18 protein-coding genes are annotated in these 14,186 nt (G+C 70.2%); 5 read left to right on the top strand and 13 right to left on the bottom strand.

Going from position 1 to position 14,186, the window contains the following annotated elements:
• The first annotated feature begins 7 nt into the window (after positions 1-7).
• Positions 8-1,225, top strand: coding sequence for a polyhydroxyalkanoate depolymerase (locus tag KEC55_RS06260; protein ID WP_282507172.1), 1,218 nt, complete (start codon positions 8-10; stop codon positions 1,223-1,225).
• A 7-nt stretch (positions 1,226-1,232) separates the two neighbouring features.
• On the opposite strand, the gene KEC55_RS06255 is transcribed toward KEC55_RS06260, so the two are convergent.
• From KEC55_RS06255 to madL, 11 genes are all read right to left on the bottom strand, one after another.
• Positions 1,233-1,877 (bottom strand): phosphoribosyltransferase, encoded by a 645-nt coding sequence (locus KEC55_RS06255; protein WP_282507171.1) that lies wholly within the window; start codon positions 1,875-1,877, stop codon positions 1,233-1,235.
• Positions 1,878-2,002: 125 nt separating this feature from the next.
• Positions 2,003-2,524, bottom strand: a complete 522-nt coding sequence (locus KEC55_RS06250) for a phospholipase D-like domain-containing protein (RefSeq protein ID WP_176046985.1) — start codon at positions 2,522-2,524, stop codon at positions 2,003-2,005.
• Between the two features lie 118 nt (positions 2,525-2,642).
• Entirely contained in the window at positions 2,643-3,575 is a 933-nt protein-coding gene (mdcH, locus tag KEC55_RS06245) for a malonate decarboxylase subunit epsilon (protein ID WP_282507170.1), read from the bottom strand.
• Positions 3,572-4,438 (bottom strand): triphosphoribosyl-dephospho-CoA synthase MdcB, encoded by an 867-nt coding sequence (gene mdcB / locus KEC55_RS06240; protein ID WP_282507169.1) that lies wholly within the window; start codon positions 4,436-4,438, stop codon positions 3,572-3,574. Before mdcB ends, mdcH begins: the two co-directional genes overlap by 4 nt.
• Complete coding sequence (gene mdcG, locus KEC55_RS06235) at positions 4,435-5,103, bottom strand: malonate decarboxylase holo-[acyl-carrier-protein] synthase (RefSeq protein WP_282507168.1); 669 nt, start codon at positions 5,101-5,103, stop codon at positions 4,435-4,437. The genes mdcB and mdcG overlap by 4 nt, the downstream gene beginning before the upstream one ends.
• Positions 5,090-5,797: a biotin-independent malonate decarboxylase subunit gamma gene (mdcE, locus tag KEC55_RS06230; RefSeq protein ID WP_282507167.1), complete on the bottom strand. Its 708-nt coding sequence runs from the start codon at positions 5,795-5,797 to the stop codon at positions 5,090-5,092. The genes mdcG and mdcE overlap by 14 nt, the downstream gene beginning before the upstream one ends.
• The gene (locus KEC55_RS06225; protein WP_282507166.1) at positions 5,784-6,719 is read right to left on the bottom strand and encodes a biotin-independent malonate decarboxylase subunit beta; all 936 of its coding nucleotides are present in this window, start codon (positions 6,717-6,719) and stop codon (positions 5,784-5,786) included. Before KEC55_RS06225 ends, mdcE begins: the two co-directional genes overlap by 14 nt.
• Positions 6,716-7,030, bottom strand: coding sequence for a malonate decarboxylase acyl carrier protein (gene mdcC / locus KEC55_RS06220; protein WP_175856017.1), 315 nt, complete (start codon positions 7,028-7,030; stop codon positions 6,716-6,718). Before mdcC ends, KEC55_RS06225 begins: the two co-directional genes overlap by 4 nt.
• A gap of 10 nt (positions 7,031-7,040) precedes the next feature.
• Entirely contained in the window at positions 7,041-8,687 is a 1,647-nt protein-coding gene (gene mdcA, locus KEC55_RS06215; protein WP_282507165.1) for a malonate decarboxylase subunit alpha, read from the bottom strand.
• A 134-nt stretch (positions 8,688-8,821) separates the two neighbouring features.
• On the bottom strand, positions 8,822-9,589 hold the full coding sequence (gene madM, locus KEC55_RS06210; protein WP_176046978.1) for a malonate transporter subunit MadM: 768 nt from the start codon (positions 9,587-9,589) through the stop codon (positions 8,822-8,824).
• Between the two features lie 11 nt (positions 9,590-9,600).
• The gene (gene madL / locus KEC55_RS06205) at positions 9,601-9,996 is read right to left on the bottom strand and encodes a malonate transporter subunit MadL (RefSeq protein WP_059235074.1); all 396 of its coding nucleotides are present in this window, start codon (positions 9,994-9,996) and stop codon (positions 9,601-9,603) included.
• A 328-nt stretch (positions 9,997-10,324) separates the two neighbouring features.
• Between madL and KEC55_RS06200 the strand changes: the two genes are divergently transcribed.
• Both KEC55_RS06200 and KEC55_RS06195 read left to right on the top strand, forming a co-directional pair.
• On the top strand, positions 10,325-11,173 hold the full coding sequence (locus tag KEC55_RS06200; RefSeq protein ID WP_282507164.1) for a LysR substrate-binding domain-containing protein: 849 nt from the start codon (positions 10,325-10,327) through the stop codon (positions 11,171-11,173).
• Between the two features lie 167 nt (positions 11,174-11,340).
• Positions 11,341-11,619: a DUF4148 domain-containing protein gene (locus tag KEC55_RS06195; protein ID WP_282507163.1), complete on the top strand. Its 279-nt coding sequence runs from the start codon at positions 11,341-11,343 to the stop codon at positions 11,617-11,619.
• Between the two features lie 54 nt (positions 11,620-11,673).
• Here the strand turns inward: KEC55_RS06195 and KEC55_RS06190 are convergent, their stop codons facing one another.
• Positions 11,674-12,591 carry a 3-hydroxyacyl-CoA dehydrogenase NAD-binding domain-containing protein gene (locus KEC55_RS06190; protein ID WP_282507162.1) on the bottom strand — a complete coding sequence of 306 codons (918 nt, stop codon included), beginning with the start codon at positions 12,589-12,591 and terminating at the stop codon, positions 11,674-11,676.
• A 246-nt stretch (positions 12,592-12,837) separates the two neighbouring features.
• Here KEC55_RS06190 and KEC55_RS06185 point away from each other — a divergent pair, with 246 nt between their 5' ends.
• Both KEC55_RS06185 and KEC55_RS06180 read left to right on the top strand, forming a co-directional pair.
• Positions 12,838-13,296, top strand: a complete 459-nt coding sequence (locus KEC55_RS06185; RefSeq protein ID WP_282507161.1) for an Hsp20/alpha crystallin family protein — start codon at positions 12,838-12,840, stop codon at positions 13,294-13,296.
• Between the two features lie 16 nt (positions 13,297-13,312).
• Positions 13,313-13,723, top strand: coding sequence for an Hsp20/alpha crystallin family protein (locus KEC55_RS06180; protein ID WP_282507160.1), 411 nt, complete (start codon positions 13,313-13,315; stop codon positions 13,721-13,723).
• A gap of 128 nt (positions 13,724-13,851) precedes the next feature.
• On the opposite strand, the gene KEC55_RS06175 is transcribed toward KEC55_RS06180, so the two are convergent.
• Positions 13,852-14,154, bottom strand: a complete 303-nt coding sequence (locus KEC55_RS06175) for a zf-TFIIB domain-containing protein (protein ID WP_282507159.1) — start codon at positions 14,152-14,154, stop codon at positions 13,852-13,854.
• Positions 14,155-14,186: the final 32 nt, after the last annotated feature.

Here is a 14,186-nt window from a genome sequence, read left to right as displayed (position 1 = left end):
GTTCGCCATGTGGTATGCCCTCGTCGAGCAGCAGCGGGAATGGATGCGCGCCTGGCGCGCGGCGACGCGGCACGCGTTCGATGCGTGGCCCGCGGCCACGCTGCCGCACGCCGCGTCGTCGTGCTACGACGACCTGTTCGAACCGCTGCTCGGACCGTCGGCCGGACCGCCGTGCTTCGACATCGGGCGGCCGGGCGTCGACGAGCGGGTCGCCGCCGGCACGCCGTTCTGCAACCTGCGGCGCTTCGCGCGTGCCGACGCGCGGCGCACGGTGCTGCTGTGCGCGCCGCTCGCCGGGCACGCGGCCGTGATGATGCGGGAAACCGTCGAGACGCTGCTCGCCGACGGCGACGTCTGCGTGACCGACTGGTGCAATGCGCGCGACGTACCGCTCGCAGCGGGACGCTTCGGGCTCGACGAGTACGTCGCGATGCTCGACGGCTTCGTCGACGGGCTCGCGCACGACGACCGGCCGCTGCACGTCGTCGCCGTGTGCCAGGCGACCGTACCGGCGCTCGGCGCGCTTGCGCTGCGCGCCGCTCGCGGCCTTGCACCGCCTGCGAGCGTCACGCTGATCGGCGGCCCGCTCGACGCGCGCCTGAACCCGAGCGCACTCGGCACGGCCGCCGCCGCCCATTCGCTCGACTGGTGCCGCCGCCACCTGATCGACATCGTGCCGCCCGGCTTCGCGGGGCACGGGCGCCACGTGTTCCCGACCTATCTGCAGCAGGGCGAAATCGCGATGCTGTATCCGCAGCGTTTCCTGACGCTGATCGAGGCCTACGCGCTCGCCGCGTCGCGCTTCGACATGGCCGGGCTCGCCGGCGCGCGCCGCGCGCTGCGCGAATACACGGCGCTGCTCGACATGCCGGCCGATTATTTCCTCGACACGGTCGACATCGTGTTCCAGCGCATGAGCCTCGCGACCGGCACGTGGAACGTTGGCGACACACGCGTCGAGCCGGCCACGCTGCGCGGCGTCGCGCTGCTGACCGTCGAAGGCGCATGCGACGCGGTCACGGGCGCCGGCCAGACGCATGCGGCGCTGGACCTCTGTCGCGGCCTCGCGGCCGGCGAGCGCCATCGCGTCGACATCGACGATTGCGATCACTACGGGCTGTTTACAGGGCCACGCTGGCGCGGCGAGGTCCATCCGGCGCTGCAGCGCGTGTTCGCATTGGCGGAAGCGGCCCGCCCGCGCCCGCGCCGCACCAGGCGGCCGTGAGGCGGCGTCAGGGCCGCGCGGCTTCGAGCAGGGTACGCACCTCGTCGTCGCTCGTCTGCTCGAAGCGCGCGTAGAACTGGCTGATCCCGAAGAACCGCAGCGGCTGCGACACCGTGACGAATGCATCGGCCAGATCGTCGAACGCGTGCCGTGCGCTCGCCGGCGCGACCGGCGCCGCCGCGACGATGCGCGCGGGGCGGCGCTCGCGCAGCGCCTGCAGCGCGACGCGCATCGACGCGCCGGTCGCGACGCCGTCGTCGACGACGATCGCGGTGCGACCGTCGACCGGCAGCGGCGGCATGGCGCCGCGATACAGCGCTTCGCGACGATGCAGCTCGGCCGTCTCGCGCACGATCACGTCGGCAAGCTGCGCGTCCGACACGCCCATCGAACGGATCACCGAACGCTGCAGATGCATCGCGCCGCCGGTGGCGATCGCACCCATTGCGAGTTCGGGATCGAACGGCACGCCGAGCTTGCGCACGACCAGCACGTCGAGCGGCGCGCGCAGTGCGCAGGCGACCGGATACGCGACGGGCACGCCGCCGCGCGGAAGTGCGAGCACGACGACATCGCTGCGCCCCGCGTAATCGCGCAACGCGTCGGCCAGCTGGCGGCCGGCATCGGCGCGATCGGCAAAACACTCGGTCAAGATCGGCTCCCTGCCGTTGCGCCGGATGCGCGAATCCCGCGCTGGCGCCTGTCAACGAGCATGGTTCATCGGCCGCGCCGATGCAAGCAGGGTCACACCGGCGTACGCGACGCCAAAGGAAAGGGTCAGAGGCCGCCGGCCTGCCGGTACAGCCGCCAGAACGATTGCGCGTAGGATTGCGCGAGCTCGGGCGCGCGCTGGAACACGTTCACCGTTTCCGCATGCGCGGCCGCGCCGTCGGACAACGTCGTCAGCGCGACGCTGTCGTCGACGATCACGAAGCGCGGCGCCGGATCGCCATGCCGCGAATCGATGGCGACGTCGATGCCCGCGGATTTCAGATAGCCGGCGCCGCTGTACCGGCCCGCGCGCGGCGAGCGCACGAGCACGACACGGACCTCGACCCCGCGTGTGCGCGCCGCGCGCAACGCGCTCGCGACCGCCGGCGGCACGTGCGTATAGCCGGCCAGCAGCACGCGACGCTGTGCCTGTTCGATCAGGTCGACGGTCGCGTCGGCCGCCGCATTGTCATACGAAAAGTATGTGCCGACCGATGCGGCGTCGGACGGAATCTGGCTGGCGTGGGCGCTCGTCGCGCAGCAAAGCGCGGCGAGAAGGATGGCGGCTGGTCTCATGGCGGGCGCCATTGTAGCGATGCCAATTCGCGTGGCAAGCACCGGCTGCGACGCTGCTGCGCCGGCGCAACACACAGTGTGGAACGAGGGCCTGACGACTGTGTTTCAGCCTGTTTTTTCGGCCCGTCGGTCAGCCGGCCGCGACGCGCGCGAGCCAGTTCGTCACGCCGTCGACGGAACGGAAATCCACGAGGCTGCGCGCCGGCAACGCCGGGTACGCGCCACCGGCCATCTCCGCCAGCGCCCGCCCGGGGCCGAGTTCGAGAAACGCCGTCGCACCGGCCTCCACGCAGGCAGCGAGACAGGCCGCCCACTCGACCGGCTCCGCCATCTGCCGCGCGAACTTGTCGAGGCCGGCGTCGACGTCGAGCACCGACGCGCCGTCGATCCCCGAAAACAGCCGCGTGCCGGGCAGCGGCCGCCGCACATGCGTCGCGGCGAGCGCCGTGCGAAACACCGGCACGGCCGCCGCGAGCCGGCGCGTATGCGACGCGATCCGCACGCATACGGGCGCGACGCGCAGTGCACCGGCTCGGGCCGCATCGTCGGCCACCGCATCGACATCGGCCTGCCGCCCCGCGACGACGAACGCGTCGCCGGGATTCGCGATCGCGATGGCCGCATCGCGACCGTCGCACAGCTGCGCAAGCTGCGCGCGCGTCAGGCCGCGCACGAACACCATCCGCTCGTCGCCGCCGCTCGCCGCATCCATTGCGCGGGCGCGTGCGTCGGCCAGGTCGAGCGCGTCATGCGGCTCGATCATCCCCGCGACACTCCACGAACCGACTTCGCCGACGCTGTAGCCGGCGACACAGCGCCGGCGCGGCCACGCCGCGTCGAGCAGCGCGGCGGCGGCGAGCGCCTGGACCGTACAGAGGATCTGCGCGGCGCGGTTCTCGCGCAGCGCGTCCGGTCCGGCCTGCCGGACCCAGGTGCGCGGATCGTCGCCAAGCAGCCGGCCCGCGTGCGCGAACAACGCCTCGGCCTGCGGCGCCGTGCCCGTCAGGTCGAACATGTCGGCACGCTGCGCGCCCTGTCCCGAACAGAGGATGGCCAGCGTCATTGCGGGTTCCCGTCGGCTTCGAGCGCATCGACGAATACGCTCATCGCAAGCAGGTCGGCCGCGCCACCGGGGCTCAGCCGGCGCGCGACGAACGCACGGTGCGCGGCAGCCGCACGCAGCCGCCAGTCCCGTGCCCGCACGCCGCCGCGTGCGACGAAAGCACGGGCGGTCGCCCGCGCGAAATCGAGGCCGCCCTGCCCGCCCCGGTACAACAGATTCGTATCGTCGAGCGCGGCGATCAGCGCAAAGCACGCTTCGACGCGCGCGGCTTCAGGATCGCCGGGCAGATCGCGCTGCGCGCTGCGCAGCGCAGGCAAGCCAACCGCGTACACGGTCGCGAAGCCGTCGGCCGCTTCGCGACGCGCGCCGCCGACGCCGTAGCGGCGGCTCGCGCGCTCGCCGTGGCTGTCGGGCAAACGCGGGCCGCCAAGGATATCGGCGCCCCAGCGGGCGGAGACGAACGCGCCGAGCGTCGTCCCCTCCGGCACCGCGCCGGGCATCGTGCGCCGGCCCGCGGCCGCGCACAACAGCCCGAGCCCGAAGATCGCGCCGCGGTGCGTATTGACGCCGCCGGTCGCGGCGAGCATCGCGTGTTCGGCACGCAGGCCGATCTTGCGCAGCACGGTCATGTCCGCATCGCGCACGCCTGCGTCGGCCAGCTCGGCGAAGTAAGGCCGCAGCACGGCGGCGCTGCGCGCGAACGTCGCCGCATCCATGTCGGTGTGACTGCCGGTGTCGACGTGACTGACGAGCCCCGGCTTCGGGTAGGTCTCGATCTCCAGCACGAGGCAGCGTTCGGCCAGCGCGGCGATGCGCTCGGCATCGGACGGTGCCGGTAGGCGGCTGGCAGCCCATGCGCTCATTGCGCGCCTCCGGTGAATGCGTCGGCCGCCATCAATTCGACGGCGATCGCGGTCTTGACCGCGACTTCGGGCAACCGCGCGTGCAGTTCGCGCCAGTTGACGCCCGCGCCGTCGGCGCGCAGCAATTCGCCGTCGATGCGCATCGGCGCACGCGCGTCGATTGCCGCCAGGCCGTCGAGCAGCGGCGCGAGCGACGCGGCCTCCGGCAACGGAAACACGATGTCGAGATCGGACGACGGGCCCAGGTACGGCTCGCCCGTCAACGCTTGCCAGGCGAGGCTGCCGAACACGCGGCCCTGCACGCCGCAGCGCGCGCCGAGCGCGTCGAGCTCGCGCAACGGCGCGTGCCATGCTTGGGGCGCGGCGGCGAGCACGTCGGCCAGCGTCGGCAGCGGGCCGACAGTCTCGAGCGCATCTGCGGCTGCGTTCAGCGCGATGCGCCGCTTGCCTACGGAAGGCGGCAGCGGCAGTCCGAGCGGCACGCGACCGGCGTCGGCTTCATCGGGCGACGCACGGCGCACGATCAGCGGCCAGCCGCGTTCGGCCCATGCGCGCACGAGCGGATCGCCCGCGAGCGCAGGGTCGCGCGCGAAGGCCGCGCCCCACCCGGCCGCCGTCAGCGTGACGAGCGTGTGGCGGCGCAGCGGCAACTCAGCGTGCGGCACGCGCGAGTGCCTCGACGCGCTGCGCGACGTCGGTCGCAACCGGCCGGCCGCGCGCCGCACGCCGGTCGATGCGGTCGGCCGGCTTGCCGAGCCATTCGCCGACCTGCGCGTCGAGCGCGCGGGCCGGATCGAGCACGGCGTCGACGGCGCCCATCTTCACGAGATTGTCGAGCCCCGGCGCGAACACCGGCGTCGAACGCGCCATCTCCTTCAACACGTCGATCGGCAGCTTGGTCACGCGCGACATCGACGGCAGGTCCATCACCTCCGGCTCGGCGCCCGGCACGGCAAGCAGCGTGCGCGTCGCGAGCGCGGTCGCGATGAACGCGCCGGCGGCCGTGTGGCCGTACAGCACGCCGATCGTCCGGTGCCCGGCGAGATCCGCGTGCATCAGGCACTTCGCGAGATGCGACAGCCCTTCGTTCAGGCCGAGCAGTTCGTCGCGCTTGCTCATCCGCTGGCTGTCGCTGTCGACGAGCACGACGATCGGCGTGTCGCCGCCGCGCGCGATCGTGTCGAGCACGCGCGATGCAAGCGTCAGCGCTTCGTCGATGCCGAACGGCAAGCGGTCGGCGACGCCGATCACGTCGACACGCGTGCCGGCCAGTTCCGCGTGGCCCGTCAGCAGCCCGCCACTTCGCACGATCGAATGGCCCGTGGGAAACAGCGAATTCAGTACTTCATCGAGCGTCATGCTGCGGCTCCTGTAACTGGTCGGCGAGCTTGGCGAATTCGTCGTCGGGCATGCCCGGAACCGCTTCCGGCTGGTCGGCCCCGAGCGTGCGCCACACGTCACGCGCATCCTTGCATTCGCCGAATCGTGCGACACGCGCTTCAAGGCGCGCCTGCTCCGCGCGCAGCATCGCCGCATCGAACGCCGGCGCGCGGCCGATCAGCTCGAGCGCCGCCGCACGGAATGCATCGGGCGTATCGGCCACATAACGATCCGCGCCGCCGATCAGCCGCCGGTGCTTGCCGCCCATCGTGCGCCAGATCAGCGCGCGATCCTTCGAATCGAATTCCTCGACGCCGCGATTGGTCTCGATCACTTCGGGGCCCGACACGCTGATACGCCCCTGCTCCGACCCGGCAAGCGCCGAACAGCACGCGGCGAGCAACCCGCCGCCGCCATAGCAGCCCGCGCGCCCGCCGATCAGCCCGATCACCGGCACACCGGCCGCGCGCGCTTCGACCAGCGCACGCATGATCTCGGCAATCGCGAGTTCGCCCGCGTTCGCTTCCTGCAGCCGCACGCCGCCCGTATCGAACAGGATCAGCACCGGCTTGCCGGTTTCACGCGCGGCGCGCAGCAGCCCGGTGAGCTTCGCGCCGTGCACCTCGCCGAACGCGCCGCCCATGAAGCGGCCCTCCTGCGCGGCGACGAACACCGGCCGGCCGTCGAGCCGGCCGTGGCCGACCACCATCCCGTCGTCGAACTGCTGCGGCAGGTCGAACAGCGGCAGGTGCGGGCTCGTCACGCGGTCGGCCGGCCCGAGGAATTCGCCAAAGCTGCCCGCGTCGAGCAGCCCGTCGATGCGCTGCCGCGCCGATGCTTCGTACCAGCTCGCGCCGTTCGCGACGAATGCCGGTGCGTCGTGGATCACGTCGCTCATCATGCGCCCCCCTCGATCGCACGCACGGCCTGGGCAAGCCGCAACGACACCATGTCGGGCCGTGCGCCGCCGTCGTTGATCGACAGCTTCAGGCCGCCCGGCGTGCGCCGTTCGACGAAATCCGTGACGACGGCCTGCCATACCGCACCGAAACCGACCGCCGCGGTGCGGATGTCGATCTCGCACTCGTTGCCCGGCAGCACGCGCTCGACGAGCACCTCCAGATTGCCGGACGCGACCACGCCGACGAGCGCCGCGGCCTGCTCGCCCTTCGCGCGTTCGCGCGCGGTGAAGCGATAGTTCAACTGTTCCATGCCCTCTTCCTCACCAGTTGCGGAACCGGGCCGGCGGCGCATAGAGGCCACCCGACCAGTGCACGAGATCCTTGATCGAACGCGCGGCGAGCCAGCGGCGGTCGGCGTCGAGCGGATCGATGCCGAGATCCTCCGGGCGGCGGATCACGCCACGCTCGCGCAGCCGCTCGACCATCTTCCGGTCGCGGCCGCGGCCGATCTCCGTATAGCCGGCGACGCCGCGGATCGCATGCTCGCGTTCGTCCTTGTCGCGGCACATCAGCAGGTTCGCGATGCCTTCCTCGGTGACGATGTGCGTGACGTCGTCGCCATAGACCATGATCGGCGCAAGGTCGAGCTGCAGCTTGTCGGCGAGCTTCAGCGCGTCGAGCTTCTCGACGAACATCGGCACGTTCTTGTCGCCGAACGTCTCGCCGATCTGCACGACGAGCTTGCGGCCGCGCCTGAGCGCCGCCGGTGTATCGGGGTCGGCTTCCGCGCCGGCCTTCAGCCACGGCTCGCTCGGATGCCGCCGGCCGCGTGCGTCGCTGCCCATGTTCGGTGCGCCGCCGAAGCCGGCGATCCGCTCGGCCGTGACCGTCGACGAATGGCCGGACAGGTCGATCTGCAGCGTCGAGCCGATGAACATGTCGCACGCATAGAGGCCGGCCGTCTGGCAGAACGCGCGATTCGAGCGCAGCGACCCGTCGGGGCCCGTGAACCATATGTCGGAACGCGCACGGATGTAGTCGTCCATCCCGACTTCCGAGCCGAAGCAATGGATTTGCTCGACCCAGCCCGACTCGATCGCGGGAATCAGCGTCGGGTGCGGATTGAGCGCCCAGTGCGAGCAGACCTTGCCCTTCAGCCCGAGCTTCTCGCCGTAGGTCGGCAACAGCAGCTCGATCGCGGCCGTGTTGAAGCCGATCCCGTGATTCAGGCGCTTGATGCCGTACGGCTCGTAGATGCCCTTGATCGCGAGCATCGCGGTGAGGATCTGCGTTTCGGTGATCGCGGCCGGATCGCGCGTGAACAGCGGCTCGACGTAGAACGGCCGGCCGGCCTCGACGACGAAATGCACGCGATCGCCGGGAATGTCGACGCGCGGCACCTTGTCGACGATGCGGTCGACCTGCGCGATCACGACGCCGTCCTTGAACGCGGTCGCCTCGACGACGGTCGGCGTGTCTTCGGTGTTCGGGCCCGTGTACAGGTTGCCGTCGCGATCGGCGCTGACCGCGGCGATCAGCGCGACCTGAGGCGTGAGGTCGATGAAGTAGCGCGCGAACAGCTCGAGATAGGTGTGCACCGCGCCGAGCGCGATCTTGCCGCCGAACAGCAGCTTCGCGATGCGCTGCGACTGCGGGCCCGAATACGCAAAGTCGAGACGCTTCGCGATGCCGCGCTCGAACACGTCGAGATGCTCGGGCAGCACGACGCCCGACTGCACCATGTGCAGGTCGTGGATCTTCGCGCTGTCGACGTCGGCGAGCGCCGTCGCGAGCAGGTCGGCCTGCTTCTGGTTGTCGCCTTCGAGGCAGACGCGGTCGCCGGGCCGCAGCACCGCTTCGAGCAACGCGACGGTGTCGCGCGCATCGACCCGCTTGCCTTGCGCGAAACGCGCACCGGCCGCGAGCCGTGCATCGCGCGCCTGCCGCGCGTGATTCCATCCCGTCATGAACAGTTCTCCCGCTTCGATGGTTCAGCGGCATTCTAAGCCTGGCGCCGCCGCCGATTGATGATGTTGACGAATGCGACTCAGAGGACGCCGCGATGGATGCGGCCCGCACGCGCGGGCCGCCTCGCAGCGCGCTACGCGCCGACCAGCGCGCGCGTCGCGAAGTACAGCACCGACGGCCCGAGCAGGCAGCCGACGCCCGTGTGGAAGGTCGCGACCAGCGCGCCGTACGGGACGAGCCGGCGGTCGGTCGCGGCGAGCCCCGCGCTCACGCCGCTGACGGTGCCCGCAAGGCCGCCGAAGATCATCGCAGAACGCGGCGTCTTCAGGCCCATGAAGTTCGCCGCGACGGGCGTACCGACCATCACGATGATCGCCTTCACGAGCCCGGTCGCGATGCTCAGCGCGATCACGTCGGAACTCGCGCCGATCGCCGCGCCGGTGACGGGCCCGACGATGTAGGTGACGGCGCCCGCGCCGATCGTCGTCATGCTGACCGCGTCGGTGTAGCCGAATGCCCGCGCGATGCAAGCGCCGACGATGAACGGCAGCACGGTGCCGAGCAGCAGCGACACGACGCCGACGAGCCCGGCCTTGCGTGCCTCGGTCGGCTGCACTTCGAACGCGGTCGCGACGATCGCGAAATCGCGCAGCATCGCGCCGCCCATCAGGCCGACGCCCGCGAACAGCGGGACGTCGGCGATCCCCTTCTCGCCGCCGGTGAACGCGCCGCCGACGTACGCGAGCGCGAGGCCGATCACGATCGCGATCGCGGAGCCGTGCACGCGGCCGAACGTGAGCTTGCGGGATGCGATCGACGACAGCCACATGATCAGGCCGACCAGCGCGAACGACGCGACGAGCCCGTTGTGGGCGACGGTTTTTTCGAGCATCTGCAGCATGGCGGCCTCCGTTACTGTTCTTCGAATTGCGGCACGCCCGCGAAGGCCGTGTCGTCGCGCCCGGTGCGCACGAGTACCGCGATGCAGCATGCGCAGATCGCAACCGCGCCGACGGCGGCGAGCAGCGCGACGGGGCCGCCCTTCAGCGCGGCGACGACGTTCTGGTTCGCGGCCATCGCGACGACGACGGGAATGTACATCGCGCCCCAGAAACCGACGCCGGCCTCGGTTTCCTTCGGCATCCAGCCGCGCCGGTGCAGCCACAGGCGCAGGCAGATCAGCAGCAGCATCGCGATGCCGACGCCGCCGACGTTGGTCTTCACGCCGATTGCGCTGCCCAGCAGGTCGCCGAGAAACAGTCCGGCCAGGTGGCAGAACGCCAGCAGCGCTGTTCCGTAGATGATCATGAGTCGTCTCCAGTCTCTTCGTGACGGGCGCCGGACGCGTGCAGGAACCGGCCCCGCACGCCGATCCCGTGCGCGGACTTGTCTCCTGCGGCGGTGCACCGCGGCCCGGCGGCCCGTCTGGCGGGCCTGTTCTCGGGCGGTCGATAGGATGATGCGGTTTCGGGCCGGACGCCGGATGCCGTAGACTGAACGATGCAGCCGCCGGCACGACGCGGGCTACGCGCCCGGTGCGCCCCGTTGCGGGCACGCACCGGCGCGTGATCCGATACTAGCGCCGCACCATCCGGCCATTTATGAAGTTGTCGAAACCGATTCAGTGGATTTAGCAATGCGTCCGTTACCGCCCGAGCTGCTGCGCAGCTTCGTCGCCGTCGCCCAGTCCGGCAGCTTCACCGCCGCGTCCGAGCGTGTGAGCCTGTCGCAGTCGACCGTCAGCCAGCATATCCGCCGCCTTGAGGAGCTGCTCGACCGGCCGCTGTTCGAGCGCGACACGCGCAACGTGCACCTGTCGCAGCACGGCGACGCGCTGTTCCGCTACGCAGTGCGCATCCTCGAACTGATGGACGAAGCCGTCACGTCGGTGTGCGGGCCGCCGCTGTCGGGCAAGGTGCGGCTCGCGATGTCGGAAGATTTCGCGTCGGCGCACCTGACGGCCGCGCTCGCGAGCTTCGTGCAGCGCAATCCGGAGGTCGAGCTCGCGATCTCGACCGGGCTGTCGGGCGACCTGTTCGACGCGCTCGACGAAGGCCGGCACGATCTCGTGTTCGCGAAGCGCATCGCGGGCAGCCGGCGCGGCCGCGTGATCCGCAGCGAACCGCTGTACTGGTGCACCGGCCCCGAATCGCGCATCACCGGCCATGAAACCGTGCTGCCGCTCGCGATGCATCCGGAACCGAGCGTGTCGCGCCGCCGCGTGCTCGAATCGCTCGAGGCCGTCGGGCGGCCATACCGGATCGCGGTGGTCAGCAGCAGCGTCGCGGTGTTGCGTGCGGCCGCGAGCGCGGGGCTCGGCGTCAGCGCGTTCGCCGGCTACGTGATCCCGGCCGGGCTCGCGCGGCTCGACGCGGGGCTGCCCGAACTCGGCGAACTCGAATACGTGATCGACCGGCCGGCGGCCGCGTCGCGTTCGACGCTCGCGCTCGAAGCAACGCTGATCACGGCGGCGGCCGAGTTGTAACCGCACCGGGCGCGCCGCATGCATGCACGGCCGCGCCCGCACCTGACAGCTTTGCCCGGAACGCGTCATCGTCCGCGCAGCACCCGCTCGCGACAATGGGACCCATCGGAACGCACGGCCAGCCGCCGCGCGCATCCGGTGTCCCGTCCCCTTGATCGGAGCACGCCATGAACGTCTTGCGATTCGTCGTCGCGACCGCTGCAGCCGCCCTGCTGTCCCCCGCCTTTGCCCAGACCGATACCGCTGCGCCTGAACAGGGCCTGACGCGCGCGGAAGTCATCGCCCAGCTCAAGCAGGCCTATCTCGACGGCGAACTGCCGACGAACGACGGCAACTACCCGCCGAATGCCGCAACGCGTGCGCGCAACCGTGAGCTCGTGCAGGCCGCGAGCCCCTCGTGGCTTGCCCAGACGCCGCAGGTACCGCAAACGGCAGCGCAGCAGTAGCCGAGCGCGGCCCGACCGATCGCGGCCCGACCGAAACGCTCCGCCGCGGCGCGCTCACGGCAGGAAGCTGCGCCGCCGCGCGTCAATCAGCTCGACGAGCAAACGGTCGCGCTCGGCCGCCAGCTCCTGCATCGAGCGCTCGCCCTGGATCGCGCGCAATTCGTCGTTCAGCTTGCGATCGACGTCCGGATCGAACGAAGGCGTGCCTAGGTCGTCCCACCAGCTCGTGATCGGCCCCGACAGGTGTTCGAGGAAGTGCTCGATCCCGCCCGCGCCACCGCCGAGGTGATAGGTCAGGCACTGCCCCATCAGCCCCCAGCGCAGGCCGGGCCCCCATGCGACGGCCTTGTCCGCGTCGGCGACACTCACGACGCCTTCGCCGACGAGGTGATACACCTCGCGGAACAGCGCGGCCGCGAGCCGGTTCGCGACGTGCCCGGTCATCTCCTTGTTGAGGACGATCGTCTGCTTGCCGAGCGCATCGTAGAACGCCTTCACGCGCGCGATCACATCCTGGCCGGTCGCGTCGCCGCCGACCAGCTCGACGAGCGGAATCAGGTGCGGCGGATTGAACGGATGCGCGATCAGGCAGCGCTCCGGATGCTTCGCGCATGCGGTCTGGATGTCGGACATCTTCAGGCCCGACGAGCTCGATGCGATCGGAACGTGCGCCGGCAGCACGTCGTCCATCTGGCAATACAGCGCGCGCTTCAGGTCCAGTCGTTCGGGGCCGTTCTCCTGCACGAAATCGACGCCGTCGAGCGCGCGCACGAGATCGGCGTCGAACGACAGTCGCGCGGACAGTTCGGCGGCCCGCTCGCCGAGAAACGCGGCCAGCGCGTCGCGCAGTCGCGCGTCCGCTTGCGGCGCCGGATCGGTCGCGACGACGTCGAAACCCTGCGTCAGATAGAAAGCCGCCCAGCTTGCGCCGATCACGCCGGCGCCGACGATCGCGATACGTCGAATGTCCATGGTTGTCCCGTGTGGTTGGTCTGCAGATATCTCGCGGCGATTGTCGCATCGAATCCTGTGCGCATGCGTTGACGCAGATTGCAGATTCCCTCTTGAAATGCGTGATGACGGCCACTAATTACTCGTCGTCGGGCCGTGCTTCATCCGTTGCACTGCCCCCGTTTCGATCCAGTGGAGCCACCCGTCGCGCCCGCCGCAGGCGTCGCGCCGTCACGTCTCCCGCGTTCCCTGTTCAGGAGGACCAACATGAGCGGTATCCATTTCGGCAACGACCTGTTCGACGATTTCGCCCGCGTGCAGCGGCAAGTGGCCAATCTGCTCGGCGAACGCCCGACCGGCATCCGTGCGGTGCGGCATGGCGTGTTCCCGGCACTCAACGTCGGCGCCACCGACGAAGCCATCGAGATCGTTGCGTTCGCACCCGGCATGGCCGCGGGCGAATTCGACGTGTCGATCGACAAGGACTTGCTGACGATCAGCGGCGAGCGCAAGCCGGCGCCGCGTGCCGAAGGCGAAGACGAAGACGAAGACGAAAACGTACGCACCTACGCGCAGGAGCGCTTTCACGGCGCATTCCGCCGCGTCGTCGAACTGCCGCGCGACGCGGATCCCGACCAGGTCAGCGCGCGCTACGAAAACGGCTGCCTGCTGATACGCGTCGGCCGGCGCGAAGCCTCGAAGCCGCGTGCGATCACCGTTCAGTAATCTTCAGGATACCGACATGAATACGAATCCGACCCTGGCCGAACGCCAAACGAATACCGTTCACCCTGCCGCCGCCGAGGCCGCGCGCCGGCCCGCGATCACGCCGACCGTCGACATCGTCGAGAACAATCGCGGCGTCACGCTGCGGGCCGACCTGCCCGGCGTGCCGCGCGAGAACCTCGACGTGAAGGTGCACGACAACACGCTGACGATCGAAGCCGACACACACGTCGACACGCCGCCCGACCTGCGCGTGCGGCATGCCGAAGTGCGCGCGACACGCTATGCACGCACATTCGTGCTGAGTCCCGACCTCGACACGTCGCGGATCGACGCGAACCTGCGCGACGGCGTGCTGACGCTGACGATTCCACGCCGCGAAGAAACACGCCCGCGCCGTATCGACGTCACGGCCGGCAACGCGTAGGCGTTGGCGCGTGTCGCAACGCGACATGACGCGAGGCGACGCGCAAGAAAAAGCCCCGCCCGGCGCGATGCCGGGCGGGGCTTTTTCCTGAATCGGCCGGCGCCCGTACAGGCACGCCGCATCCGGATTCAATCGAAATCGAACAGGTCGAACACCGACTTCTTGCGACGCTGACCGTCGTGCCGGTAACGATCGTCGTGCGAGCGGCCGTCGCGCCCCCAGCCATCGTCGCGACCGCGCGGCGCCTGCGTATTGTGCTGAGCCGGCGCATCGTCGCGGCGGGCCGGCGCATCGCCAGTTTCGCGGGCGATCAGCTTGTCGAGCTCACCGCGATCGAGCCACACGCCGCGGCACGTCGGGCAGTAGTCGATCTCGATCGACTGGCGCTCGGCCATCAGCAGGTCGGGCGTCTTGCAGACAGGGCATTTCATCGCGTTTCTCCTTTCCGTGCGAATTTCGTCTG

This window comes from Burkholderia cepacia (assembly GCF_029962485.1).
Classification (GTDB): domain Bacteria; phylum Pseudomonadota; class Gammaproteobacteria; order Burkholderiales; family Burkholderiaceae; genus Burkholderia.
Note: the sequence above shows the minus strand (reverse complement) of the source record. Positions and strands in the feature narration are given on the sequence as shown.